The following is a 24,220-nucleotide window of genomic DNA, read 5'->3' as shown; positions in this document are numbered from 1 at the left end:
CCTTTAGAGCACAGTTTAGAGGAGTGAAAAATGTAGAGTTCTTCCTGTATAGATTAACAACAATTTTTGCATAAACACAACAATTGTGCTTGATCCGTTCCGAACCCTTCAAGGGTTGCATAAAATGACAAATCCCTCAAAACATTGGACTGCTATTGAGGGATTTTTTGTAGCGAGATCGGGACTTGAACCCGAGACCTCCGGGTTATGAATCCGACGCTCTAACCACCTGAGCTACCTCGCCATTTCTTTATGTAACGCCTATTTTAGCGGGATTTCCCGCCGGAGCAAAATGTATTTTGCGTAGGCGGGTGCAAATATAGAAACAAATTCATCTTAATCAAACCAAAGACATAAAATATTTTTATACAAAAGTTAAGTCAGTTAATCAGAAATAATTATATTGTCACTTGATAAAATAAAGATTTTTATATGGAAGAGAAAGTTAAATATGAATTAGAATTCCCCATACATTCATCACCACAACTTTTATATCAATACATCTCAACGCCTTCAGGTTTATCAGAATGGTTTGCAGACAACGTTAATTCCAGAGGAGAACTTTTTACCTTTATTTGGGATGGCGCTGAAGAACAAGCTAAACTGGTACGGAAAAAAAGCGGAGAATTGGTTAAGTTTAGATGGCTGGAAAGCGAAGAAGACACCTTTTTTGAAATAAAAATTGTTGTCGATGAAATAACTAAGGATGTTTCCTTGATGATTACCGACTTTACCGATGAAGACGAAATGGATGAATCGAAGATGCTGTGGGAAAATCAAATATCTGATCTAAAACAAGTATTGGGATCCACCTAGGAATCTTTAATCTTAAAAAGTATATTTGTGCCTTGATTTATCAAGGCTTTTTTTATGGTTAATTTTAACGGCAAGATACTGAAAGACGGAACACCTTTTTTGAATGAGCAAAACAGAGGCCTGCGATATGGGGATGCGCTGTTTGAAACGATAAGGGTCGTCAACTCCAAAATATTTTTCTGGGAGTCTCATTACCTTCGTTTAATGGCTTCTATGCGTATCTTGAGAATGGAGATACCGATGGATTTTACGATGGAATTCCTTCAAGGGGAAATTCAAAAAACCATTACCGAAAATGGTTGGCAAGATCAGGCAGTCCGTATCAGACTAACAGTTTTTAGGGAAGCCGGAGGGCTATACACGCCTACGAACAAAAAGGTGTCTTATATTATTGAAACCAAAATACTTGAAAGTCCGTTTTACACACTGACTGAAACTGATTATGAAGTGGAATTGTATAAAGACCACTACGTAAATTCAGGTTTGTTGTCTACATTGAAATCAAATAATAAAATACTGAATGTCATCGCTGGTGTTTTTGCTGAAGAGAATGGATATGACAATTGTTTGCTTCTCAATGAAAAGAAAAATGTGATAGAAGCTACCAATGGAAATTTATTTTTGGTCAAAGGAGACACGATAAAAACACCACCTGTTACGGAAGGATGTTTGAATGGGATTTTAAGAAAACAGCTTATAGAAATCCTTAAAAAAACGGAAGAATTAGAATTTTCAGAAGCGGTTATTTCCCCTTTTGAGCTTCAAAAAGCAGATGAATTGTTTCTCACCAATGTGATTTCAGGAATTACTTCAATAACAAAATACAGGAAAAAAGAATACGGGAATACTGTTGCAAGGCAATTGCTGGGAAAATTAAATGCAAAAGCACGTTTAATTTAGCCCCGGATTTTCGGGAGCATTGGACCAAAGCAGATAATCGCCTCCCAGTTCCAACATTTTTTCTTTCCAAAAATGCATGGGCGGTTTTTTGATGATATTACTTTTGTATTTATTTTCTGAAACCACCCACGAATTGCTCGTCAATTCTTTTTCCAATTGCATGGTGTCCCAACCGGAATATCCTAAAAAGAATTTAATATCAGAATTTTTTATATCCCCTTGATTGATAAGATCGACGATGGTCTCAAAATCCCCACCCCAATAAATACCATTGGAAATCTCAATACTGTTGGAAATTAAATGCGGAATTTTGTGGATAAAATATAGATTGTCTTGTTCTACAGGGCCACCGTTATAAACTTTAAGCGACTTTTTTATTTCCGGAACAAGATCATTAAGCCTGAATTTCAAGGGCTTGTTCAATATAAAACCAATAGACCCCTCATTATTGTGCTCAGCGAGCAGGACTACTGACCTATTGAAAGCTACATCGCCAATTATTGAAGGTTCGGCAATTAGCAAATGGCCTTTCTTTGGAGTTGAAGCAACCATAAGCTGTCATTTTTATCTTAAATCTATAAAAAAATAGCTTATAGTCAAATAAATTGTCTGTTTTTTTAGGCTTATAGACTAAAAAAGCGCCCCTAAAGGCGCTTTTCGTTCACTATATTGAAGTTAGTTTGATTAATTTGCATTAATTAACAGCACCTGCTAATTCAGCACCTGCTTTAAATTTAACTACATTTTTAGCAGCGATTTTGATAGTTTTTCCAGTTTGAGGATTTCTACCTTCTCTTGCAGATCTTCTAGAAACTGACCAAGAACCGAAACCTACTAAAGAAACTCGACCTCCTTTTTTAAGGGTTCCTTCAACGCTTCCTAAAAAAGATTCTAATGCCTTTTTTGCTGCTGCTTTTGTGATTCCTGCATCAGCAGCCATTGCATCAATTAATTCTGTTTTGTTCATAATTTAAAGATTTAAATGAATATACGGTTAAACATTTATTTTATTTGCATCACAAAATTATACGGATTTACTTCCCATGCAAGTAATATCAACGGAAATCAGGGATTTTGTTAATAACTTACTCATATTGTTAATAACAGTTAGGTTTTTATCGGCATTGTGAAACCTTAATGATAACGCGGGCTTAGAGCATCTTAGCATTTTTTTCAAATGTATAACCGTTTAAAATGTCCTTGATGATCATTTTCCGTTTTCCGGGTAATTGTATCTCTTTCAGTGTAATATAACCATCTTTTGTAGCTATATAGACTACATTTTTTTCAACGGAAATTGTTCCAGGTACATCGTTGTGTGATTGAATGTCTTTCTCTACCTCATAAATTTTGACATTTATGGGGTCTTGAGTTCCATTTTTAAGCAAACTCCATGCAGTAGGATAAGGGCTAAGCCCCCGGATGAGATTGTATATGGTTTCCGTAGGGGAATTCCAATCTATCCTGGTGTTCTCTTTGTTGAGCTTGTATGCAGTTTTTAATTCTGCTGATTGTGGTTGAAGCTGCGTTTCTATAGTGCCGCTTTCTATTTGTTGTAATGTTTTTATAACCAATGCTGCGCCACTTGTCATCAATTGGTCGTGAAGGTCACCGGCGGTCTCATCATCGTCAATAGGAGTTTCTTCTTGCAGGATGATAGCTCCGGTGTCTATTTTTTCATCAATAAAAAAAGTGGTCGTCCCGGTTTTCTTTTCTCCGTTTATAATTGCCCAATTGATAGGTGCCGCTCCGCGATAATCGGGCAGGAGGGAAGCATGTAGGTTGAAAGTACCGTATTCCGGCATGCCCCAAACCACTTTAGGCAACATTCTGAAGGCGACAACAACTTGTAAATTGGCATTGAGCTCTTTTAGTTCCTTTAAAAAACCTTCGTCTTTAAGGTTGGTAGGTTGTAGTACGGTGAGATCGTTTTCCAGGGCAAACTTCTTCACAGCCGATTGCTGTAATTTCCGTCCGCGTCCCGCAGGTCTGTCCGGTGCCGTGATGACACCTACTATTTTATATTGGTTATCTATGATATGTTTCAGGGTTTCCACCGCAAAGTCGGGTGTTCCCATAAAAACGATTCGCAATTCTTTTTTCATGGTTATTTATTCACTCAGTATTATATAATATGTCAAAAGTACATCAATTTTCACAGAAGAATTGGCAATAAAGCGGCTTCCTTAATCCGAAGGGAGGAGTCAGCTTCTTATTTTTGTTGTTACTTGGTGCTTGGAATTTGTCCTTTGAAATTTTAATTAATACAATACTGATTCTTTGAATTGATAGATAAAATCTCATCATCCAACAGATCTTTTAGCGCATCTAAAATATAAGGTTCCTTAAATGTGATGTTTTCCACAAGTTCCCTTGAAGTCATGCACTGCTTTTTCAAACTTTTTATGATTTCTTCTTTTATAATGGATAAAACATCTCCGGAAATATCATTTTCATTTTTTGCACAAACAGAGCAAATACCACAGGGCTCTTTTTCCTCTTCGTCAAAATAACGAAGCAATTGGATGCTTTTACAAACAGTATCATTATTGGTGTAATTTATAACCGCCTCAACCCGCTTTATTTTGAGTTCGTTTTGTTGCTCAATCGGTTTTGCGATCACATTGATGGTTTTGTCGTCTTCCCTTGGGGTCAGGAAAGTAATTAAGGTATCGGTATCTGTCGCTTCATAATCGATGATCTCATCTTTTTGAAGTTGCTGTAAGACATCCAATACTTTCTGTTCAAAGGTTTTGGATTTTTTGGAGATCAACAGGGTGTTGATGGTCGTCGGCATATCAAAAACACTTCCGTAGGTTCTCAAAATGCTTTGCACTATATTTTCTACTGAAGGATGCTGATCCATATAGTAGAACAATTGATTGTTGGTTGTGGTAAACTGAATATTCATTTTTTTATAATAAGTTTCATTAAGGGCGATTACAGAATACCTATCCAACACACGCAAACCATTGTAGGTCAGCATAGCCGGTAAATCATAGGTCTGACAAAAATGATTGAAATTCAAAGGGAAGGTTTCTTGCACGCCCTCGCCATAGGAAATTTGAAAATAATTGTTCAGTTTGTTGTAAAGCAGTTTTATAAAATTGACATCGGGAAGGGTCTTTACAAACTGATTCTTCAACCGACCTTCATCATGGCCACTCTTTAAAATAACGGCATAAGCCTTGTCGCCATTTCTTCCGGCCCGTCCGGCTTCTTGATAATAACTTTCCAAGGATTCGGGGAAATTCAAATGCACGATCGTTTGCACATCAGCTTTATCGATTCCCATCCCGAAGGCATTGGTAGCTACCATTACCCTAGTTTGGTTATTGAGCCAAGCGGCGAGTTTTTTGTCTTTATCGTTGTTGGATATTCCTCCGTGGAAAAAATCGGCACTAATACCTTTTTTATTGAGGAAACCACTGGTTTCAATGGTAGCTTTTCGGCTTCTCACATACACAATGGCGCTGCCTGTGTTCTCTTTCAATAATTTTTCGAGTTCGTAGTTCTTGTCTTCAGTTTCAAAAACCTGATAAGAGAGATTGTTCCTTTTGAAGGTCTTTTTTATGATAGCAGGTTCGTTGAGCTGAAGGTTTTCAACAATATCAGAAGCGACCACTCGCGTGGCGGAAGCTGTTAAGGCCACCATAGGAACGTCGGGAAAGAATTCTTTCAAAATAACGCAATTTCGATAGGCAGGTCTAAAGTCATTTCCCCATTGTGAAATACAATGTGCTTCATCGATCGCGATAAGGTTTACATTCATATTTCGGATGCGCTGCTGAACCAAATCTTGCTGTAAACGCTCAGGCGAGAGGTACAGAAACTTGTAGTTGCCATAAATGCAGTTGTCTAAAAGAGCGTCTACATCGTCAAATTTCAAGCTACTGGTCAGGCCTATGGCTTTTATACCTTTATCTTTTAGGGTGTTTACCTGATCTTTAATAAGCGCTATCAAAGGTGAAACAACAATACAAATACCGTCGTTGATCAATGCTGGAACCTGATAGCAAACAGATTTTCCTCCACCCGTAGGGAGCAGTATCAAAGCGTCTTTCTTGTCAAGAATGCTGTTGATTATAGACTCCTGAGGATGAATGAACGAAGAGAACCCCCAGTATTCTTGTAAAATGTCATGAGGATTTTTCTTCAGTTTCATGGATTATGGTTTAAGTTATAAACGACTAATATAAAAATAAGTAAAAGTTAATCAAGCTGGTTGAGAATGAATTCCACCCTGTTTTCTACAGTATCTTTTGGTACTTCAATAAGATCGTAGCCACAGTTTTCATAGGCGGCTTTCAAGTAGTGGTGGATTTGTTCCGCTTCCTCATAATTTTCATAGCGTTCATTATCGGAAGTATAGATATCTTCCCATGACGGTAATAAAAAAACCTGTTTATAGTGGTATTTTTTGCAGGCATCATTAAAGTATTGCGGATAGTCATCTTTAGCATAATCCATATAAGCAATCACATCGGGAATGCCTCTGTCCAGAAAAACGGTTCCTTCGAGAAGTTCGGCTTCTTTGTATTGTTTGATACGGCCTTCCAGCAATTTTCTGCTAAATAACAAAGGATCAGTTAAAAAAAGTTGTTCAATGCCATTTTCCCTGGCCTCTAGGGTTATTTGTCTTGAAATTTCAGGGAGACACTTATAATTCTTATTTTTAAGTGCATTGATAACCGAAGTTTTCCCCGTACCTGGAGCACCGGTAATTACAATTTTTTTGTTTGTCTTCATTTTATTACTCTGGAAAAGGCAAAATAACTAAATGATAATGGAATTAAAAAATTGATTTGTAAAACCTATCTTTGCAAAAAAGACAAGCTTAAGATTGTTATGGCAAAAGATGAAAAAGAAATAGAGGCATTTTACATACGTTTGAAAGAACAGTTGGAAGAAAGTACGGAATGGCCATCTACATATCTATATAAATTTATTGTCCCTACCGTAGAAGAAAAAATTGAAAAAATAGAATCGATTTTTGAGGATAATGCAGCTTGTATAAAAACAAAACAATCGTCAAACGGAAAATATACCAGTGTGTCTGTAGAGGTGAATATGGAAAATCCGGATGCCGTTATAGACAAATATAAGGAAGTAAGTGTGGTAGAAGACGTTATTTCCTTGTAAATTCCTTTGAAGCAATGTAAAATTTATTATTTTGCAAGCAGTAAAGCATAATGCAATACACAGAAACGAACTTCATTAAATAATTTCATTTTATTTTGATCGAAAACTTAGAGTACAACAGCGAACGTCCCAAGCTAATTATTCCTGAATATGGGCGTCACATACAAAAAATGATAGATTACGCCACGGCTATTGAAGATAAGGAAGAACGCAATAAAGTGGCACAAGCTATTATTGCCGTAATGGGAAATTTGAATCCGCATTTACGGGATGTTCCTGACTTTCAGCACAAGTTGTGGGATCAACTGTTTATTATTTCTGACTTCAAGCTCGATGTAGATTCTCCGTTCCCAAAACCGACACGGGAAATGTTGGAAGAACGCCCCGAGCGTTTGGAATATCCGCAAAACCACCCAAAATACAGGTTCTACGGAAACAATATCAAACGAATGATCGATGTGTGTGTGAGTTGGGAAGAGGGTGACCTAAAAGACGCACTTAAATTCACTATCGCTAACCACATGAAAAAATGTTACCTTAACTGGAACAAAGATACTGTGGAAGACGAGGTTATCTTTAAACATTTATTCGAGTTGAGTGATGGAAAGATCAACTTGGCCAAATGGGACGAAGACTTGGCGGAGAGCAAGAACTTGGTAAGAAACAAAAGCAGTAAAACTCGAAATACCAGTTCAAGAAAGCACCACAGCAAAGGAAGAAGTAAAAAACGTTACTAACGCTTACTAGATTTTTTCATGGGAACATTTAAAATTGAAGGAGGAACTCAGTTAAAAGGGGAAATTCTTCCGCAGGGTGCAAAAAATGAGACACTCCAGATACTTTGTGCCGTTTTGCTAACGGACGAAAAGGTGACCATACACAACATTCCGAATATTATTGATGTCAATAAATTGATCGACCTGCTCGAAAACCTGGGTGTTACCATCCAAAAAGTAGGAACAGCTTCTTATACCTTCAAAGCGGATGATCTTAACTTGGACTATCTACAGTTGGAACAGTTCAAACAAGACGGACGCGGATTACGGGGATCGATTATGATTGTTGGTCCGTTGTTGGCGCGTTTCGGGAAAGGCTATATCCCAAAACCCGGAGGTGATAAAATTGGACGTAGGAGATTGGATACCCATTTTGAAGGTTTTATAAAATTGGGTGCCAAATTCAGATATAATCGCGAAGAATATTTTTATGGTGTAGAAGCCAAAAAACTAAAAGGAACCTATATGCTTTTGGATGAAGCATCGGTAACGGGGACTGCCAATATTGTGATGGCAGCTGTGCTTGCTGAAGGAACTACAACCATATACAATGCTGCTTGCGAACCCTATTTGCAACAATTGTGCTCTATGCTGAACAGAATGGGAGCGAAGATAAGCGGAGTAGGATCTAATTTACTCACCATAGAAGGAGTAAGTCATCTTGGAGGTACAGAACATACCGTTTTACCGGATATGATCGAGATCGGAAGCTGGATCGGGATGGCAGCTATGACCAGAAGCGAATTGACCATAAAAAATGTAAGCTGGGATTACCTGGGGCAAATCCCCAATGTTTTTAGAAAATTGGGAATTACCGTAGAAAAACAAGAGGATAATATTTTTATCCCTGAACATACAGAGGGTTACGAGGTGCAGAGTTTTATAGATGGTTCGGTTTTAACCATTTCAGATGCGCCTTGGCCTGGTTTTACACCCGATTTATTGAGTATCATACTCACAGTAGCTACACAGGCCAGAGGAAGTGTTTTGGTTCATCAAAAGATGTTTGAAAGCCGTCTTTTCTTTGTCGATAAACTTATCGATATGGGGGCAAAAATAATTTTATGCGATCCGCATAGAGCTACTGTAATCGGACATGATTTTAAATCGACTTTAAAAGCGACCACCATGACTTCTCCTGATATTCGTGCAGGTGTCTCTCTGTTGATTGCTGCATTGTCAGCTAAAGGCACATCCACCATCCACAATATCGAACAGATAGACCGTGGTTATCAAAACATTGATGGTAGGTTGAACGCCATCGGAGCCAAGATCGTAAGGTTGGATTGATTTTAAGAGCAAAGAGGGTCTTCTAAAGTAATAAAAACTGAGTTTTGTCAGGTTGAGCGCAGTCGAAACCTTTTGGTTTCTTGTGATTATGTAGTTCTCGACTGCGCTCGAACTGACAGTAAATAATTATTTGAATAAACCTTCCCTTTTTTATCCTCAAAAATTTATCTAAATCCATATACGACATTTCTCCATAAAAATATGTAATTTTACAAATCGTATATTTCTAATAAAAATATGAGTCAAAAAGTCTTGCTTTCCGCTAAAGAAATCAACATCATACTTCACCGATTGGCTTGTCAACTCATTGAAAATCACTTGGATTTTAAAAATACTGTCCTAATTGGGATTCAGCCAAGGGGGATTTTCGTGGCAGAACGCCTAAAAAAACTACTCAAAGAAGAATATAAAGTTAAAGACATAAAACTGGGATATCTGGACATCACTTTTTATAGGGATGACTTCCGTAGGGGAGAGAAAATCTTGGAAGCCAATAAAACCAAAATCGATTTTCTGGTAGAAGGGAAGAACGTGGTTTTTATCGATGATGTGTTATATACCGGGAGGAGTATCCGTGCCGCACTTACGGCCATTCAGTCTTTTGGAAGACCTAATGAAATTGAATTACTCACCCTGATAGACAGACGCTTCAGTAGGAACCTTCCTATACAACCAGATTACAGAGGGCGGCAGGTCGATGCTATCAATCAAGAAAAAGTGAAAGTGATGTGGAAGGAAAATGACGGAGAGGATAAAATATATTTGATAAGTAAATAATAGCTATAAACAATGAGCGAACTAAGTGTAAACCACTTACTGGGAATTAAATATCTGAAGGCAGAAGATATTCAGTTGATATTCGAAACGACCGATCATTTTAAAGAAGTGATCAACAGACCGATCAAAAAAGTACCTTCGCTTAGGGATATTACAATAGCTAATTTATTTTTTGAAAACAGTACGCGTACAAAACTATCGTTTGAGTTGGCTGAAAAACGCTTATCCGCAGATGTGGTCAACTTTTCAGCCGGACAATCTTCAGTTAAAAAAGGGGAAACGCTTATCGATACCGTAAATAATATCCTGTCGATGAAAGTAGACATGGTGGTGATGAGACATCCCAATCCCGGAGCAGGCGTCTTTTTGTCAAAACACGTGAATGCAAGTATTATAAATGCGGGTGATGGAGCTCATGAACACCCCACACAAGCTTTGTTGGATACCTATTCCATAAGGGAAAAACTGGGTGATGTTTCAGGAAAGAATGTGGTGATCGTAGGCGATATTTTACACTCAAGGGTGGCACTTTCCAATATTTTTGCGCTACAACTACAGGGTGCCAAGGTAAAAGTATGCGGACCAAAAACTTTGATTCCGAAATATATCGAATCCCTTGGGGTTGGAGTAGAAACCAACCTGCGAAAAGCATTGGAATGGTGTGATGTGGCCAATATGTTGCGCGTGCAAAACGAACGCATGGATATCAGCTATTTCCCATCAACAAGGGAATATACCCAGCAATTTGGCGTGAACAAGGTCTTGTTGGATTCCTTGGATAAGGAGATCGTGATCATGCACCCTGGCCCCATCAATCGAGGGGTAGAGATTACCAGTGATGTGGCCGATTCTAAACAGGCTATCATCCTGAATCAGGTAGAGAATGGCGTAGCCATCAGAATGGCAGTAATTTATTTACTGGCCTCTAAAATCAAACAATAGCATTATGTTAATCGATAAACAAGAAAACATAACGATCTTGACACAAGAAGATGTATCCTTGAATACATATGTGAGCAATTTGAGATCTTCTTACGAAAAAGTAAAAAATGATCATTTGATATTAAACCTGTTGTCGTTGAGCAAGCTTAAAACCGATGACTTGATGGAGTTTTTTGAGGTCTCCCGAGATCATAAGGCCAAGAGAAAATCGTTCGTGATCGTTACAGCTAGTGTAAATTTAAATGATGTGCATGAAAAACTTACCGTGGCGCCGACCCTGAAAGAAGCTTATGATATTATCGAAATGGAAGATATTGAACGCGATCTTGACTTTTAATAATTCCTTTATTTGACGCATAAAAATACCATACAGACACGATGAACGGCCTTAAACTCCATATTTTAGGTTGTTATAGTGCAACCCCCAGAACTAATACTAATCCTACAGCGCAGGTTCTGGAAATAAAAAATCATTTGTTTTTGATCGATTGTGGGGAAGGGACGCAGGTGCAATTGCGCAAGCAGAAAATAAAATTCTCACGCATCAAACATGTTTTTATCTCCCATCTGCACGGTGATCATTTTTTTGGTTTGCCGGGCCTGGTGTCTACTTTTCGATTGCTAGGCAGGGAAGCCCCATTGCATATTTACGGTCCGAAAGGAATAAAAGATGCGGTGGTGTTGATGCTGAAAGTAGGCAGTGCGTGGACCAATTATCCGCTGGTTTTTCACGAACTTACATCAGATACTTCAGAATTGATTTTTGAAGATGACAAGGTCGAAGTACACACAATCCCTTTACAACACCGTGTCTATACTAATGGCTTCCTGTTCAAGGAAAAATTGGGTGACCGAAAACTGAATATCAATACGGTATTGGACTACGATATTGATAAGTCCTACTACAATATCATCAAAAAAGGAAAGGATGTCACTTCGGAAAGTGGGGAGTTGATTCCCAATGAAAAACTGACTTTCGATCCGCCCCCGCCAAAATCCTATGCTTTTTGTAGCGATACTTCATATCAGGAAAGTATTATCCCGCTGATTCAAAACGCAGATGTACTTTACCACGAATCCACTTTTTTAGACCAACATAAAAAACTGGCCACCGAAACAGGACATTCCACCGCCAAACAAGCCGCAACAATAGCTAAGAAAGCCGGTGTGAAACACTTGATCTTGGGGCATTATTCTACCCGATACAATGGTTTGAAAGCATTTCAAGAAGAGGCAAGGGAAGTTTTTGAGCAAGTCGAACTGGCTGAAGACGGTAAGGAGTTTGTTTTTTGAGAAACCTGTCAGGTTTAAGAATACTAAAAAACTCAACCCCAAAAAATTCATTATTTCATGGGCAACCCGTAAATTGCAATAAGGAAAATTATTGTCATGGAAAACGAAAAAGACCTTAGCAATTACAGGAAAGTTTACGAAAAAAGTGAACTTATAGAAACCAATATTCCCGACAATCCCATACCATTGTTCCAGCAGTGGTTCGACGAAGTAGAAACGAGCGGAGGAGAGGATGAAGCCAATACCATGACCATTTCGACCATTGGTCTGGATGGCTTTCCGAAGAACCGTGTGGTGCTTTTAAAGCGATTTACTGCGGAAGGCTTTGTTTTTTATACGAATTATAACAGCGAAAAAGGAAAAGCTCTGGTGGCAAACCCCAATATTTGTGCCTCTTTCTTCTGGCCGGCACTAGAGCGGCAAGTTATTATCAAGGGCAAGGCCGAAAAAGTAGAGGAAAGCCTATCAGACACCTATTTTGCCTCTCGTCCGAAAGGAAGTCAGTTAGGAGCTGTAGCTTCCCAACAAAGTGAAGTGATAAGCTCCAGAGAGGTCTTGGAAAAAGAACTAGGCAAGCTTGAAACCGCTTATAAAGACAAAGATGTACCCCGTCCGAAGTACTGGGGTGGCTATAACATTGCACCAATATCAATAGAGTTTTGGCAAGGACGTCCGAACCGGCTCCATGACAGGATCCGTTATACCCGTGACGGACATGATTGGAGGCGGGAAAGGCTTTCGCCTTAAGTTCGTAGCGTATAAAATCAGAAGCAATAGCTTTTCCAAAGTTTTGAACTTTGGAAAAGTTTGTTTTTGAGTTGATGCTCCGCTAGCACAAGCCTCTTGGCTCGTGCCGAATATGCTAAGAGAACTAGTGCATTAGTGTGTTATGAAATACAATAAGAATATTTATAGTCAAGAATAAGATGGATTATTTTACAGAAGAACACCCACTTATTACTGGAGCAATAGTTTTGGTATTAGGGATTCTTTATTTATTCTTTAAATTGAAAAGCGGAAATGCTTTTAAGGTAAACAAGATGAAGTGCCATTGGTGGGAAAGGTATTCGTGGAGATATCAAGTATATACATGGGGAATCATAATCCTACTTATAGGAGGAGGGTTAATCTTGATTTTTAAAGGGATAGGTTTAGATAATCAGTTGGGGATTTTTAGATGATAGATAGTACAGGGTAGAATTTGATAACGCCGATTTGCAATCCGTGAAAAGCCAACAGCTTATGTACCCTTACCACCAGTTGCAAACTGGAGGTAGCAGCACAACTTTGACAGGTAGCACAGGAAAACCAAGCAGTAGCAACCAAAAATAAGCCGGTAGCAACCCGTTTTAACCGAGTAGCAACCAAAAACCAACGGGTAGCAACACGTTTTGAGCCGGTAGCAACACAACTTTAGCAGGTAGCAATGCATTTTAAACCGGTAGCAGCCCAACTCGAATGGGTAGCAACGCAAATGTAACGGGAAGCAATAGGCAAGCGATGTTAAGCAATGGATACGCAGCTTGGAGCAACCCGTTTTGAACGATAAGCAATAGAAGATCAACGATAAGTAACGAAAAATGAAGACACTCACTTTAGTAAGACATGGAAAATCATCCTGGGATTATGATGTTTCCGATAAAGACCGCCCGTTAAAACAACGAGGGATCAATGATGCAATATTGGTGTCCAATGCCATAAAAAAGGATTTCGCTCAACCAGATGCTGTTTTTTCAAGCCCGGCGAACAGGGCGCTGCATACTTGCGCTATTTTTATGCAAGAATTGGGCTTTGATCTTTCCAAACTTACCGTTACCGATGCACTTTACGATTTTGGTGGGTCATCTGTCATTGATTTCATAAAACATCTGGACGAAAGCTATAAAAATATTATGATTTTTGGTCACAATCATGCATTCACGTCAATTTCTAATATATTTGGGAATAAATCTATTGATAATCTGTCTACATCGGGATTGGTCAGTATCCGTTTTGACGCAAATCGATGGGCAGATATAGATAAAGGAATAACAGAATTAATTATTTTTCCAAAGCAATTAAAGTAGATGAACGAAGTAAAGTATCAGTATATAAATAGGGAGATTAGCTGGCTTGATTTTAATGCCAGAGTACTACAAGAAGCAGCATCCACTTCAGTACCACTTATAGAACGACTTCGTTTTCTGGGAATTTTTTCAAACAATCTTGATGAGTTTTTTAAGGTGCGCTATGCAACCGTAAAACGTATTGCACTTTCCGGAAAAACAGGAAAAAGTGTTCTTGGAGGTATCCGGGCGAAGGATTTGATGGAAGACATCACGCAAATTGTGATCAATCAGCAGACGGAAAGCTTAAAGATCTTAAGTGATATAGAGAAAGAACTGGAAAAGGAAAACATCTTTATGATCAAGGAAGGGGATGAAGTGACCTCTGCTCAAAATGATTTTATACGGAATTACTTTTACGATAAGGTGAGTCCGGCTTTGGTAACCATCATGCTGAGTGATTTGGACGAGATCCCCAACCTGAAGGATAGTGCGGGCTATTTGGCTGTAAAAATGATTATGAAAGGCGAGGAGGAAGTTAGCAGTAGTGGGGTAAAAGGACTTTTCAAAGCAAAATCGAAAGCAGTGAGGTATGCTATGGTGGAGATTCCGAGGACCATCGACCGTTTTGTGGTGTTGCCAAGTCAGGGAGAGAAGAAGTACATCATTATTCTCGACGACCTGATCCGTTATTGTATGGGGAACATCTTCAATATATTCGATTACGAATCGCTTTCTGCACACATGATAAAAATAACGAGGGATGCCGAACTGGATATCGACAGTGATCTGAGCAAGAGCTTTATGGAGAAGATTTCTTCGAGTGTGAAAGGGCGACGCATCAGTGAACCAGTTCGTTTTGTATATGATAAGGAGATTGAAAAAGACACCTTAAAATTTCTAAAAGACAAAATGGGGATCGATGATACCGATAGTGTCATCCCCGGAGGGCGATACCACAACCGTAGGGATTATATGGGATTTCCCAGCCTTGGGCGTGATGATTTGATGTACAAGAAGTTTCCCCCGCTTCCGGTAAAAGGACTAAGTCATGAAGATAGCTTGTTTGCGGCCATTGCTAAGAAGGATTATTTACAATATGCTCCGTATCATACATTTTCTAATGTGATAAAATTGTTGCGGGAGGCTGCGATAGATCCGAAAGTAAAATCGATCAAGGTCACGGTCTATAGACTGGCGAAAAATTCGCAGGTAGCGAGTTCGTTGATCAATGCTGTTAAGAACGGTAAGGATGTAACGGTACAGATAGAGTTGCAGGCGAGATTCGACGAAGAAGCGAATATTGAATATGCAGAACAATTGCAATCTGAAGGGGTAAAATTGATTTTCGGGGTACAAGGGTTAAAAGTACATAGTAAGATTTGTGTTATCGAACGTCTGGAAGATTATAAACTGAAACGTTACGGATTTATCAGTACCGGAAACTTCAACGAAGATACCGCCAAAATATATACCGATTATACCTTATTCACTGCCCATCAACCTATATTGAAGGAATTGAACAAGGTTTTTGACTTCTTTGAAACCAATTACAAGATCAATAAATACAAACATTTAATTGTTTCTCCGCACTATACAAAACGGGTGTTCTCTAAATTGATCAATAAAGAGATAGAAAATGCGAAAGCCGGAAAAGAAGCCTATATCAAGATTAAAATGAACAGTTTTACCAGCTATAAAATGGTAGACAAATTGTATGAAGCTAGTAGAAACGGTGTTAAAATCCAAATGATCATAAGAGGAACCTGTTGTTTGATACCCGGTCTTCCCGGGATCAGCGAAAATATAGAGGTGATAAGTGTGGTCGACAGATTCCTGGAACACACCCGCTTGTTTATGTTTGCCAACGGAGGCAATCCGAAATGCTATATTTCTTCTGCGGATTGGATGACTCGAAATCTGGATTTCAGGGTAGAGGTGGGATGTCCTATTTACGATCAGGATATCAAACAAGAGATGATGGAAACTTTTGATATTTGCTGGAGAGATAATGTTAAAGCAAGGGTGTTTTCTGAAAAGCAAGATAATGCTTATAAAAATATAGGGAATGTAAAAGTACGATCACAGTTTGAAACCTATGAGTACTATTTGAAAAAACAGATTGTAAAAAAATAAAGAAGGGTTATTTTGAAGATAAGGAAATTTGCGGCTATAGATATTGGATCGAATGCCATAAGACTACTGATTAATAATGTGATTGAAAGCGAAAGCAGGGAAACTCAATTTAAAAAGAGTTCTTTGGTGCGAGTTCCTGTGCGTTTGGGACAAGATTCATTTACCGTAGGGGAGATATCAGAACAAAACTGCGATCGAATGGTAGACGCCATGAAATCGTTTAAACTTCTGATGAAAGTACACGGAGTTGAAAAATATATGGCTTGTGCTACTTCTGCTATGCGGGAAGCGAATAACGGCAATGAATTAGTAGAAATCATCAAAAAAAAGACAGGTATCGAAATTGAGATCATAGACGGAAAGAAGGAAGCAGCCATTATAACCTCAACAGACCTTCATGATTTGATTCAAAAGGACAAAACCTATCTTTATGTGGATGTGGGGGGAGGAAGTACGGAATTCACCATTTTTTACAACGGAAAGATCCTCACTTCAAAATCCTACAAAGTGGGAACTGTGCGTTTGTTGAATGAGATGATCACTCAGGAAGTGTGGAATGATATAGAGAAATGGATCAAAAGCAATACAAAGAAATTCAAGGATATTGAAATCATTGGCTCCGGAGGGAACATCAATAAATTGTTCAAAATGTCGGGCAGAAAGCCAGGGAAGCCCTTGTCGTATATTTATTTGAATGCTCAATATCAGTTTTTAAAGGAGCTGAGCTATGAAGACCGAATCTCCGAACTTGGTTTAAATCAGGATAGGGCAGATGTAATCATTCCGGCATCACGTATTTATTTGAATGCGTCAAAGTGGAGTGGTGCTAAAAAAATCCACGTGCCTAAAATCGGACTTTCCGACGGTATTATAAAACTTCTTTATAATATCGAAAAAGAGAAAACCAATATTATCTAACCGTGGATAGTTTCTTTTTTACCGAGCTCTTTCATGATTTCCGCTTCAAAATCTAATAAGGCTTGCCATTTTTTGTTCACTTCTTCGGTGTCTCCGTATTTACGGGCAAACCCTAAAAACATAGTGTAGTGATTGGCTTCGCTCACCATCAAATTTCTGTAAAAATCACGTAATTCTTCGTCTTCAAGTTCTTCAGATAATAAGCGGAAGCGTTCGCAGCTTCGCGCTTCAATCAAACCGGCATATAAGAGTTTATGCACCAAAAAAGTAGTTCTACTACCACCTTTGGGGAAGAAAGTCAAAAGCTTGTTCACATATTCGTCTTTTCGATCCCTTCCCAAGATCCAACCACGGGCAATGATCTTGTCGTGAACCATTTTAAAATGACTGATTTCTTCTTTGACCAAAGCCGTCATTTCCTGTACCAGTTCAGTATACTCCGGAAATAGTACGATAAAAGAAATAGCCGTACTTGCCGCTTTTTGTTCACAAAAGGCATGATCGGTTAAAATTTCTTCAATATTCTTCTCGACAATGTTCACCCATCTCGGGTCGGTCGGTAATTTTAAACCCAGCATAATACTCCGATTCTTAATTCTGATGCAAATATAAGGTGTTTTTAGAGTTATACATTTAACGCCAGTTCAATTTATATTTGGCTGAAGATAAATTATTTTGAGATAATGCTGTCAGGTCGAGCGCAGTCGAGGCCTCATTTTAAAAGTACAAAACCCAATGACCTCTCGATAAGTTTTGCTTTGAGCTCCTTAGGAGCAGCATATTAAATTACCTACACATCAAGATCAAAATCCTTTCGCAGTTTATCGATAAGCGGATTTTTCTCCTTTAGTTTTTCATATTTTTCCCGAGGGGTAAAGGCATATTGCTTTTCTGCCGCTTCGTTCACGGTGATGTAGAGTTCGATATGGTAGTTGTTAAGGTGTTTTTTTAGGTACTCCATCAACGGATATTGATCCCGTTCCACCTCTTTTTTCAGGGTGTCGTTAGGGAGTTCAATCCAAATAGTAGTCTCGTTCTTCATTTTTGGGGTGTCTGACCCTAATGCGGAACCCAATATTTTTTTTCCTTCCTTGTCGATCTTCTTTACATATTTGCTCCAATATTCTTGCATGGTGCTTTCTTCGAAAGAGTCTTTCGGAAGGTTACTCTCATCAACAATTTGGTTTTTCTTGGCGAGTTCGTGCTGTTTTTTCTTTTTAAGTCCGGATATGGATAATCCGGAAACACTCCCCTTGGGATTGATTTTAACGGCCGGTTTTTTTGGAGGATCAGCCGCAGGTTTTTCTTGCTGATCTTGCTGAACAGTTGTAACAACTTCAGGCTCTTGAGTTACTGAAGGTTTTACGGCTTCTTTTTTTACTTCTGAAGTTTTTTCAGTATCAACTTTGTAAAATGAAGGGGGGATTATGAAGCGATCAGTCTTTTTTTTTTCTCCATCGTGATTGATGGAGGCAAGCTGCATGAGGCAAAGTTCGACTAACAGCCGCTGATTTTTACTGTTTCTGTAACTCAGATCGCATTCATTAGCAAGTTCTATGCCTTTCAGCAGAAAATCACGAGCTGCTTTTTTACTTTGTTCGAGGTATTTTTGTTTGGTTTCGTCCCCAACTTCAAGCAATGGAATAGTGGCTTCGTTCTGACAAACCAAAAGGTCACGGAAATGGGAAGCTAGCCCCGATATAAAATGATGTCCGTCAAAACCTAACGAAAGGATTTTATTGAAGTTGATCAATAATTGAGGGATATCACCATCCAGAATCAGATCGGTAGCCTCAAAATACGTCTGATAATCGAGTACATTCAGGTTCTCGGTAACGGCCTTTCGGGTTAGTTTTTTTCCGGTATAGCTCACTACCCGGTCAAAGATAGAGAGTGCGTCGCGCATTGCTCCGTCTGCTTTTTGCGCAATAATGTGGAGGGCATCGTCTTCGGCTTCTATACCTTGACTTTCTGCGATATATTTTAAATATTCTTTAGCATCCTTAACGGTAATCCGTTTAAAGTCAAAAATCTGACAACGCGATAGGATGGTGGGGATGATTTTGTGTTTTTCGGTGGTTGCTAAAATAAAAATAGCGTGTTTTGGCGGTTCTTCCAGCGTTTTCAAAAAAGCGTTGAAAGCTGCTTGGGAGAGCATATGCACCTCGTCGATGATATACACTTTATATTTGCCCACCTGTGGCGGTATCCTCACTTGATCGATCAAACTTCGGATATCGTCAACGGAGTTGTTGGAAGCGGCATCCAGTTCAAAAATATTGAAAGCAAAATCTTCGTCTTCACTCTGCGTACCGTCCTCGTTGATCTTCTTGGCCAAAATCCGTGCACAGGTTGTTTTTCCTACACCACGCGGACCACAAAACAACAATGCTTGAGCTAAATGATTGTTTTCAATGGCGTTGAGCAAGGTGTTGGTGATGGCTTGTTGTCCAACAACATCCTTAAAGGTTTTGGGTCTGTATTTCCGTGCCGATACTACAAAGTGTTCCATCGTAACAAAGATAAAAATTGAATTGGTATTATGCCTTTTTCAAGATTTATTTTGTCTGAAATTATTAACAATTCTACTTTAAAAAACACTATTTTTGCGCTGCAGGCCACCTTATCGCTCTTGTGTTGAACTTGTTTCGGGATCTATTTTGTAGCTTTTTGTTATGTTGAAACAGGTACTGAAACAAGTTCAGTACAGGGGAGGAAAGTCCGGACACCATAGCGTAGCATAGCGGCTAACAGCCGCCGTTCGTTTAAACGGACAGGACAAGTGCAAAAGAAAGGATGTACAGGTAATGCTGTAGTGAAATCAGGTAAACTCTATGCGGTGCAACGCCATGTATACCAATGCCTGAGGGTTACGCGCCCGATATTGGAGGGTAGGCGGCTAGAACTTTGCAGTAATGTAAAGTCCAGATAAATGATAAGGATCACGTTCCGCGTGACACAGAATCCGGCTTATGGCCTGCTTTTTTATAAAATCATTCCAATTAAAATTCAAAAAAAGTAAAAACACTTCCGCCATATTTTCGGTGCTCGCTATACCCGGGGCATTCGCTTAGGTCGGTATGTTTGGAATGTTCTACAATCAACAGTCCGCCTTCGTTTAAGAGCTCTTGTTTTTGTACTAGTTCGGGAATTTTACTGAATTGCTCTAGGGAAAAGTCATAAGGCGGATCAGTAAAAATGATATCGGCCTTTTGTCGTGTTTTTTCCAAATAAGTGAAAACATCGCTTTTAACGGTTTGAATAGGAAAATCCAATTCGTTTTTAATTTTACTGATGTATTGCACACAACCGGCATGATTGTCAACAGCTGTAATACTTTTTGCACCACGGCTGGCAAATTCAAAACTGATATTCCCGGTACCGGCAAAAAGATCTGTGACTGTCAATTCATCAAAATAAAACTGATTGTTAAGAATGTTGAACAAAGCCTCCTTTGCAAAGTCCGTTGTAGGTCTTACAGGCAATTTTTGTGGCGCCATAAGCCTTTTTCCTTTATATTTTCCTGAAATGATCCGCATTAAAAACTGTTAAGTAGTACCAATGTTTTTGAGCTGTTGATTAGATTGGTTACTTTTTTGTCAAATTTTTTAGGGTAATAGCTGTCGCCAATTTCCAAATGGCGGATATATTTGTATGCAATTTCAAAGAGTTCACTATCTTCAGTAACATCTCCCAACAAATACGTAGGGGTTTCTTCGGGGTTTAAATGAAGTTGCTCTATGGTAAAAAGTAAGTAGTATATAAAATCTTCTTTTTCCTGATACTGGAAAGTATTGTATAACACTAGCTTTTTTTGATAAAGGACAATAATTTCAAAGTGTTTTTGAGCAATATAGACATATATGGTGTGTTTGTCACCTATTTTAGAAGCATTAATGAGAGTCTCAACCAAAACAGAGGAAAAGTGTTTGTATTCGAAGCTTCCAAACTTTTCGAATAAATAATTGTTTATATTGGTAAAAGGGACATAGACATTGTATAGATCGTAACTTTTGAGTTCGTCATAATTAATGTAGTCGTTCCCCAAGATCTTTACATTATATTTTAAGTAGTCGGAGAGGTTACTCTCATTGAACATCGACTTTGGTACAAAAGAAGACAATTCATTTTCATGAATGACCATAATTTTATTGAAAGTTCGATCTTTGATCTGGTCTTTTTCAAACCAGTTACCTATATGGGTGATCAAACTTTCAGGATTGGATTGAGCTTCAAAGCTGATAGTATCCAGCGTTTCGATCTCGTTTTCTACAGTATCCAAGATACAAAAAGAAAGTCCACTCAAGCTAACCTGAATGGACAGTTCTTTAAAAGATGTGTGAAGTATGTTATTACTTGTCTTGTGGAGTGTCATAATACGGTGGCCAGTTTGCACTTGTGCTTACCTCTGTAAGGCTACCTACTTTAATTTCAGGGCCATTTACTTCTTCTACGGAAATTGCCGCTTTTTCTTTGTCTACTAAATCTTGAGGTTGGTCATATAAAACCACAGACTTGTCGACTTTTACTTCAAAAACAGGAGCATTAAACCCATTAGCATTGATTATATCAGCTTTCATGGTATATTTCTCATTGTTTTGAGCATAAGGAACCGTAGCTAAAGATTTGTAGTTGTCTGCCCCTCCAAATAAAGAATCTTTTACGGGAACAAATCCTAAGGTATCGATAACTTTAACCTCTCTTTCCATATCAATACGATAAGTTTCATCATATTCCATATAAGAAGAGTCTCTTTGCTGTGTAAGGGTAAACTGTGCCGTATCTATAAATTTGATCAAACTAGGAAAGTCCTTAGCAAATTTACCGGTAACAACCCTATGCGCTTCTTGAGCATCCCTAATATTTTTTAACTTTTTAATAACGGCCGAGTATCTTTCTTTCTTAACTTCGTCAAACTTGATAGGCTGCATAACAGAATTGTAGATCTGATACGCGAAAAAAATACTTAAAAGCCAAAGAGCAATTTGTATTACTGTCTTCATTTTTTAATTTTTGAATTAAAGAGGTTTTACGCAAATCTACAATTTTTTTTCATTCGTGAAAGATATCCCCTAAAAAAACATCACTAATTTTGGCATAGAAATAGATTTTATGGACGCATCATCATTTTATAAATTACTGAAAGAAAAGTTTCCTCACATTCCCACCAGCAAGCAAGATATTGTGCTTCAGCAACTTTCAAATTTTGTTTATTCAGATGTCGAGAACGAACTTTTCTTGTTAAAGGGATTTGCCGGAACGGGAAAAACTACCATTATAGGGGCTTTGGTCAATAATTTATGGAAAACCATGAGGAAATCGGTTTTGTTGGCTCCTACAGGGCGGGCTGCCAAGGTAATTACAAATTATTCGGGGAGAACCGCTTTTACTATCCACAAACATATTTACTTCCCCAAAAATCAAAAAGGAGCAGGGGTAAAGTTTGTTTTGGCACCCAATAAGCATAAAAACACCATTTTTATTGTAGATGAGGCCTCAATGATTCCGGATGTTGCTGCTGATTCTAAAATATTTGACAACGGGTCACTTTTGGACGACCTTTTAATGTATGTCTATTCCGGACATAATTGTAAATTGATATTGTTAGGGGATACCGCCCAGTTGCCTCCGGTTCACCTTGACCTGAGTCCGGCACTCAACGAGAATACACTTTCACTGAATTATAATAAGGAGGTGCAAAAAATAGAACTTGACGAAGTGGTGCGCCAACAGCTCGATTCGGGAATTCTTTTGAACGCCACCAATTTGAGGGAGCAATTACAGGATGATTTTGTATCGGATTTTAAATTTCAAACCAACGGATTTACCGATATTGTCCGTTTGGTGGATGGATATGAAATTCAAGACGCCATCAACGAATCGTACAGTAATAACGGCAAGGAAGACACAGCCATTATAGTGCGGTCGAACAAACGTGCCAACCTCTACAATCAGCAAATACGGGGTCGGATTCTTTTTTTGGAAAATGAATTGGCATCCGGTGATTATTTAATGGTGGTCAAAAACAATTATTTTTGGGTAAAAACAAGTTCTGAAGCCGGATTTATTGCCAATGGGGATATTATTGAGGTATTGGAAATCTTTTCAATTAAAGAGTTGTACGGATTTAAGTTTGCTGAAGTGAAAGTTAAAATGGTCGATTACCCCAATATGAAACCTTTTGAAACGGTTTTATTGTTGGACACACTCGATGTGAATTCTCCTGCACTTTCCTACGAAGACGGGAATCGACTCTATCAAGAGGTAACAAAAGATTATGAAGACGAAACCTCCAAATACCGTAAATTTCTCAAAGTAAAAAACAATAAGTATTTCAACGCCTTACAAGTGAAATTCTCTTATGCGATTACATGCCATAAGAGCCAGGGAGGACAATGGGACACAGTTTTTATAGAGCAACCCTATATGCCAAACGGGATAGACAGGGAATATTTGCGTTGGTTGTACACTGCTGTTACACGGGCGAAAGACAAACTGTATCTCATTGGTTTTAAAGATGATTTCTTTGTTGATGGGTGATTTCAACTAAAATTATTATTTTTAGGAGTTTTAAATTTTGAAAATGACTTCAGAAACAATTATCAGCATTTTTTTAGGGATTGGTTTGGCAGCATCGGTCGGATTTAGGGTCTTTTTACCATTGTTTGTCATGAGTCTGGCTGCCCATTTTAATGTGATTGGCCTCAGTGATAGCTGGGAGTGGATAGGCTCCATTCCGGCATTGGTTGTGCTGGGTGTGGCTATGCTACTCGAAATTTTCGCTTACTATATTCCGTTTGTCGATAATCTTCTGGATACGATTGCAGTTCCTTTGGCAGCTATTGCAGGAACGGCAGTTATGGTTTCTACAGTAGCCGACCTCCCGCCGGTGGTGACCTGGTCATTGGCTATCATAGCCGGAGGCGGAACGGCAAGCCTTGTAAAAGGAGCATCGGCCGGAACACGTTTAACATCATCTGCTTCGACGGCCGGATTGGGAAATCCGGTGGTCTCTACGGTAGAGACGGGGAGTGCTACTGCGATGTCCTTGGCATCAATATTTTCCCCTATATTAGCTATTATTCTGGTAGTCATTATTTTATTGTTTATATTTTGGTTCTATAAAAAACTCAAGGGTGTCAAGAAGTAAATTCTCGATTATATCCCTTACATTTGTTTGTTCAT

At 38.6% G+C, this 24,220-nt stretch carries 26 protein-coding genes, 1 tRNA gene and 1 other RNA gene; 17 read left to right on the top strand and 11 right to left on the bottom strand.

From position 1 onward, the window contains the following. Nucleotides 1-170: 170 nt before the first annotated feature. Nucleotides 171-244, bottom strand: a tRNA-Met gene (locus tag OOZ15_RS13245). A 188-nt stretch (nt 245-432) separates the two neighbouring features. Here OOZ15_RS13245 and OOZ15_RS13240 point away from each other — a divergent pair. Together OOZ15_RS13240 and OOZ15_RS13235 are read left to right on the top strand one after the other, a co-directional pair. Further along, nucleotides 433-816: an START-like domain-containing protein gene (locus tag OOZ15_RS13240; protein ID WP_265956901.1), complete on the top strand. Its 384-nt coding sequence runs from the start codon at nt 433-435 to the stop codon at nt 814-816. A gap of 54 nt (nt 817-870) precedes the next feature. After that, nucleotides 871-1,716, top strand: a complete 846-nt coding sequence (locus OOZ15_RS13235; RefSeq protein WP_265956900.1) for an aminotransferase class IV — start codon at nt 871-873, stop codon at nt 1,714-1,716. On the opposite strand, the gene OOZ15_RS13230 is transcribed toward OOZ15_RS13235, so the two are convergent. From OOZ15_RS13230 to OOZ15_RS13210, 5 genes are all read right to left on the bottom strand, one after another. Beyond that, complete coding sequence (locus OOZ15_RS13230) at nt 1,708-2,268, bottom strand: YqgE/AlgH family protein (RefSeq protein ID WP_265956899.1); 561 nt, start codon at nt 2,266-2,268, stop codon at nt 1,708-1,710. The two genes, OOZ15_RS13235 and OOZ15_RS13230, sit on opposite strands and share 9 nt — an antisense overlap. Before the next feature lie 142 nt (nt 2,269-2,410). After that, a complete protein-coding gene (locus OOZ15_RS13225) occupies nt 2,411-2,683 on the bottom strand; it encodes an HU family DNA-binding protein (RefSeq protein ID WP_265956898.1) in 273 nt (90 codons plus the stop codon). A 184-nt stretch (nt 2,684-2,867) separates the two neighbouring features. Then, the gene (fmt, locus tag OOZ15_RS13220; protein ID WP_265956897.1) at nt 2,868-3,821 is read right to left on the bottom strand and encodes a methionyl-tRNA formyltransferase; all 954 of its coding nucleotides are present in this window, start codon (nt 3,819-3,821) and stop codon (nt 2,868-2,870) included. 152 nt (nt 3,822-3,973) lie between these two features. Beyond that, nucleotides 3,974-5,881 carry a RecQ family ATP-dependent DNA helicase gene (locus OOZ15_RS13215; RefSeq protein WP_265956896.1) on the bottom strand — a complete coding sequence of 636 codons (1,908 nt, stop codon included), beginning with the start codon at nt 5,879-5,881 and terminating at the stop codon, nt 3,974-3,976. 47 nt (nt 5,882-5,928) lie between these two features. Beyond that, on the bottom strand, nt 5,929-6,465 hold the full coding sequence (locus OOZ15_RS13210; RefSeq protein ID WP_265956895.1) for an AAA family ATPase: 537 nt from the start codon (nt 6,463-6,465) through the stop codon (nt 5,929-5,931). A 99-nt stretch (nt 6,466-6,564) separates the two neighbouring features. Between OOZ15_RS13210 and OOZ15_RS13205 the strand changes: the two genes are divergently transcribed. The 12 genes from OOZ15_RS13205 to OOZ15_RS13150 all read left to right on the top strand — a co-directional run bounded on the left by OOZ15_RS13205 (nt 6,565) and on the right by OOZ15_RS13150 (nt 17,035). After that, complete coding sequence (locus OOZ15_RS13205) at nt 6,565-6,858, top strand: DUF493 family protein (protein ID WP_265956894.1); 294 nt, start codon at nt 6,565-6,567, stop codon at nt 6,856-6,858. Nucleotides 6,859-6,953: 95 nt separating this feature from the next. Continuing rightward, on the top strand, nt 6,954-7,595 hold the full coding sequence (locus OOZ15_RS13200; protein ID WP_265956893.1) for a DUF4290 domain-containing protein: 642 nt from the start codon (nt 6,954-6,956) through the stop codon (nt 7,593-7,595). A gap of 18 nt (nt 7,596-7,613) precedes the next feature. Next, entirely contained in the window at nt 7,614-8,924 is a 1,311-nt protein-coding gene (gene murA, locus OOZ15_RS13195) for a UDP-N-acetylglucosamine 1-carboxyvinyltransferase (RefSeq protein ID WP_265956892.1), read from the top strand. Between the two features lie 237 nt (nt 8,925-9,161). After that, nucleotides 9,162-9,701, top strand: a complete 540-nt coding sequence (gene pyrR / locus OOZ15_RS13190; RefSeq protein ID WP_265956891.1) for a bifunctional pyr operon transcriptional regulator/uracil phosphoribosyltransferase PyrR — start codon at nt 9,162-9,164, stop codon at nt 9,699-9,701. 12 nt (nt 9,702-9,713) lie between these two features. Beyond that, nucleotides 9,714-10,643 (top strand): aspartate carbamoyltransferase catalytic subunit, encoded by a 930-nt coding sequence (locus OOZ15_RS13185; protein WP_265956890.1) that lies wholly within the window; start codon nt 9,714-9,716, stop codon nt 10,641-10,643. A 4-nt stretch (nt 10,644-10,647) separates the two neighbouring features. After that, the gene (locus OOZ15_RS13180; RefSeq protein WP_265956889.1) at nt 10,648-10,980 is read left to right on the top strand and encodes a ribonuclease Z; all 333 of its coding nucleotides are present in this window, start codon (nt 10,648-10,650) and stop codon (nt 10,978-10,980) included. A gap of 41 nt (nt 10,981-11,021) precedes the next feature. Next, a complete protein-coding gene (locus tag OOZ15_RS13175) occupies nt 11,022-11,936 on the top strand; it encodes a ribonuclease Z (protein WP_265956888.1) in 915 nt (304 codons plus the stop codon). Nucleotides 11,937-12,032: 96 nt separating this feature from the next. Beyond that, nucleotides 12,033-12,683 (top strand): pyridoxamine 5'-phosphate oxidase, encoded by a 651-nt coding sequence (pdxH, locus tag OOZ15_RS13170; protein ID WP_265956887.1) that lies wholly within the window; start codon nt 12,033-12,035, stop codon nt 12,681-12,683. Nucleotides 12,684-12,862: 179 nt separating this feature from the next. Beyond that, the gene (locus OOZ15_RS13165; protein ID WP_265956886.1) at nt 12,863-13,117 is read left to right on the top strand and encodes a hypothetical protein; all 255 of its coding nucleotides are present in this window, start codon (nt 12,863-12,865) and stop codon (nt 13,115-13,117) included. Between the two features lie 399 nt (nt 13,118-13,516). Next, a complete protein-coding gene (locus tag OOZ15_RS13160; RefSeq protein ID WP_265956885.1) occupies nt 13,517-14,002 on the top strand; it encodes a SixA phosphatase family protein in 486 nt (161 codons plus the stop codon). Next, nucleotides 14,003-16,117 carry a polyphosphate kinase 1 gene (gene ppk1 / locus OOZ15_RS13155; protein WP_265956884.1) on the top strand — a complete coding sequence of 705 codons (2,115 nt, stop codon included), beginning with the start codon at nt 14,003-14,005 and terminating at the stop codon, nt 16,115-16,117. Nucleotides 16,118-16,126: 9 nt separating this feature from the next. Then, nucleotides 16,127-17,035, top strand: coding sequence for a Ppx/GppA phosphatase family protein (locus OOZ15_RS13150; protein ID WP_265956902.1), 909 nt, complete (start codon nt 16,127-16,129; stop codon nt 17,033-17,035). Here OOZ15_RS13150 and OOZ15_RS13145 read toward each other — a convergent pair. Both OOZ15_RS13145 and dnaX read right to left on the bottom strand, forming a co-directional pair. Then, the gene (locus tag OOZ15_RS13145) at nt 17,032-17,613 is read right to left on the bottom strand and encodes a MiaE family protein (RefSeq protein WP_265956883.1); all 582 of its coding nucleotides are present in this window, start codon (nt 17,611-17,613) and stop codon (nt 17,032-17,034) included. The genes OOZ15_RS13150 and OOZ15_RS13145 overlap by 4 nt on opposite strands. A gap of 212 nt (nt 17,614-17,825) precedes the next feature. Next, nucleotides 17,826-19,547: a DNA polymerase III subunit gamma/tau gene (gene dnaX, locus OOZ15_RS13140; RefSeq protein ID WP_265956882.1), complete on the bottom strand. Its 1,722-nt coding sequence runs from the start codon at nt 19,545-19,547 to the stop codon at nt 17,826-17,828. 167 nt (nt 19,548-19,714) lie between these two features. Between dnaX and rnpB the strand changes: the two genes are divergently transcribed. Next, nucleotides 19,715-20,024, top strand: an RNA gene (gene rnpB / locus OOZ15_RS13135) — RNase P RNA component class A. A gap of 13 nt (nt 20,025-20,037) precedes the next feature. On the opposite strand, the gene OOZ15_RS13130 is transcribed toward rnpB, so the two are convergent. The 3 genes from OOZ15_RS13130 to OOZ15_RS13120 are packed head-to-tail and all read right to left on the bottom strand — an operon-like array spanning nt 20,038 to nt 22,038. Further along, on the bottom strand, nt 20,038-20,574 hold the full coding sequence (locus tag OOZ15_RS13130; protein WP_265956881.1) for an RsmD family RNA methyltransferase: 537 nt from the start codon (nt 20,572-20,574) through the stop codon (nt 20,038-20,040). Then, nucleotides 20,574-21,410 carry a DUF3822 family protein gene (locus tag OOZ15_RS13125; protein ID WP_265956880.1) on the bottom strand — a complete coding sequence of 279 codons (837 nt, stop codon included), beginning with the start codon at nt 21,408-21,410 and terminating at the stop codon, nt 20,574-20,576. Before OOZ15_RS13125 ends, OOZ15_RS13130 begins: the two co-directional genes overlap by 1 nt. After that, entirely contained in the window at nt 21,388-22,038 is a 651-nt protein-coding gene (locus OOZ15_RS13120) for a hypothetical protein (RefSeq protein ID WP_265956879.1), read from the bottom strand. Before OOZ15_RS13120 ends, OOZ15_RS13125 begins: the two co-directional genes overlap by 23 nt. A 109-nt stretch (nt 22,039-22,147) precedes the next feature. Between OOZ15_RS13120 and OOZ15_RS13115 the strand changes: the two genes are divergently transcribed. Both OOZ15_RS13115 and OOZ15_RS13110 read left to right on the top strand, forming a co-directional pair. Then, nucleotides 22,148-23,575 carry an ATP-dependent DNA helicase gene (locus OOZ15_RS13115; protein WP_265956878.1) on the top strand — a complete coding sequence of 476 codons (1,428 nt, stop codon included), beginning with the start codon at nt 22,148-22,150 and terminating at the stop codon, nt 23,573-23,575. Between the two features lie 43 nt (nt 23,576-23,618). Then, on the top strand, nt 23,619-24,185 hold the full coding sequence (locus OOZ15_RS13110; RefSeq protein WP_265956877.1) for a DUF4126 domain-containing protein: 567 nt from the start codon (nt 23,619-23,621) through the stop codon (nt 24,183-24,185). Nucleotides 24,186-24,220: the final 35 nt, after the last annotated feature.

Origin of the sequence: Galbibacter kalidii (assembly GCF_026241135.1) — a bacterium.
GTDB lineage: Bacteria > Bacteroidota > Bacteroidia > Flavobacteriales > Flavobacteriaceae > Galbibacter.
This window is presented reverse-complemented; position numbering and strand designations above follow the sequence as displayed.

Excerpts from the sequence above, each read along its gene's own strand:
- OOZ15_RS13240 (WP_265956901.1), top strand. The coding sequence starts at position 433 with ATGGAAGAGAAAGTTAAATATGAATTAGAATTCCCCATACATTCATCA.
- OOZ15_RS13235 (WP_265956900.1), top strand. The coding sequence starts at position 871 with ATGGTTAATTTTAACGGCAAGATACTGAAAGACGGAACACCTTTTTTG.
- OOZ15_RS13230 (WP_265956899.1), bottom strand. The coding sequence starts at position 2,268 with ATGGTTGCTTCAACTCCAAAGAAAGGCCATTTGCTAATTGCCGAACCT.
- OOZ15_RS13225 (WP_265956898.1), bottom strand. The coding sequence starts at position 2,683 with ATGAACAAAACAGAATTAATTGATGCAATGGCTGCTGATGCAGGAATC.
- fmt (WP_265956897.1), bottom strand. The coding sequence starts at position 3,821 with ATGAAAAAAGAATTGCGAATCGTTTTTATGGGAACACCCGACTTTGCG.
- OOZ15_RS13215 (WP_265956896.1), bottom strand. The coding sequence starts at position 5,881 with ATGAAACTGAAGAAAAATCCTCATGACATTTTACAAGAATACTGGGGG.
- OOZ15_RS13210 (WP_265956895.1), bottom strand. The coding sequence starts at position 6,465 with ATGAAGACAAACAAAAAAATTGTAATTACCGGTGCTCCAGGTACGGGG.
- OOZ15_RS13205 (WP_265956894.1), top strand. The coding sequence starts at position 6,565 with ATGGCAAAAGATGAAAAAGAAATAGAGGCATTTTACATACGTTTGAAA.
- murA (WP_265956892.1), top strand. The coding sequence starts at position 7,614 with ATGGGAACATTTAAAATTGAAGGAGGAACTCAGTTAAAAGGGGAAATT.
- pyrR (WP_265956891.1), top strand. The coding sequence starts at position 9,162 with ATGAGTCAAAAAGTCTTGCTTTCCGCTAAAGAAATCAACATCATACTT.
- OOZ15_RS13185 (WP_265956890.1), top strand. The coding sequence starts at position 9,714 with ATGAGCGAACTAAGTGTAAACCACTTACTGGGAATTAAATATCTGAAG.
- OOZ15_RS13180 (WP_265956889.1), top strand. The coding sequence starts at position 10,648 with ATGTTAATCGATAAACAAGAAAACATAACGATCTTGACACAAGAAGAT.
- OOZ15_RS13175 (WP_265956888.1), top strand. The coding sequence starts at position 11,022 with ATGAACGGCCTTAAACTCCATATTTTAGGTTGTTATAGTGCAACCCCC.
- pdxH (WP_265956887.1), top strand. The coding sequence starts at position 12,033 with ATGGAAAACGAAAAAGACCTTAGCAATTACAGGAAAGTTTACGAAAAA.
- OOZ15_RS13165 (WP_265956886.1), top strand. The coding sequence starts at position 12,863 with ATGGATTATTTTACAGAAGAACACCCACTTATTACTGGAGCAATAGTT.
- OOZ15_RS13160 (WP_265956885.1), top strand. The coding sequence starts at position 13,517 with ATGAAGACACTCACTTTAGTAAGACATGGAAAATCATCCTGGGATTAT.
- ppk1 (WP_265956884.1), top strand. The coding sequence starts at position 14,003 with ATGAACGAAGTAAAGTATCAGTATATAAATAGGGAGATTAGCTGGCTT.
- OOZ15_RS13145 (WP_265956883.1), bottom strand. The coding sequence starts at position 17,613 with ATGCTGGGTTTAAAATTACCGACCGACCCGAGATGGGTGAACATTGTC.
- dnaX (WP_265956882.1), bottom strand. The coding sequence starts at position 19,547 with ATGGAACACTTTGTAGTATCGGCACGGAAATACAGACCCAAAACCTTT.
- OOZ15_RS13130 (WP_265956881.1), bottom strand. The coding sequence starts at position 20,574 with ATGCGGATCATTTCAGGAAAATATAAAGGAAAAAGGCTTATGGCGCCA.
- OOZ15_RS13125 (WP_265956880.1), bottom strand. The coding sequence starts at position 21,410 with ATGACACTCCACAAGACAAGTAATAACATACTTCACACATCTTTTAAA.
- OOZ15_RS13120 (WP_265956879.1), bottom strand. The coding sequence starts at position 22,038 with ATGAAGACAGTAATACAAATTGCTCTTTGGCTTTTAAGTATTTTTTTC.
- OOZ15_RS13115 (WP_265956878.1), top strand. The coding sequence starts at position 22,148 with ATGGACGCATCATCATTTTATAAATTACTGAAAGAAAAGTTTCCTCAC.
- OOZ15_RS13110 (WP_265956877.1), top strand. The coding sequence starts at position 23,619 with ATGACTTCAGAAACAATTATCAGCATTTTTTTAGGGATTGGTTTGGCA.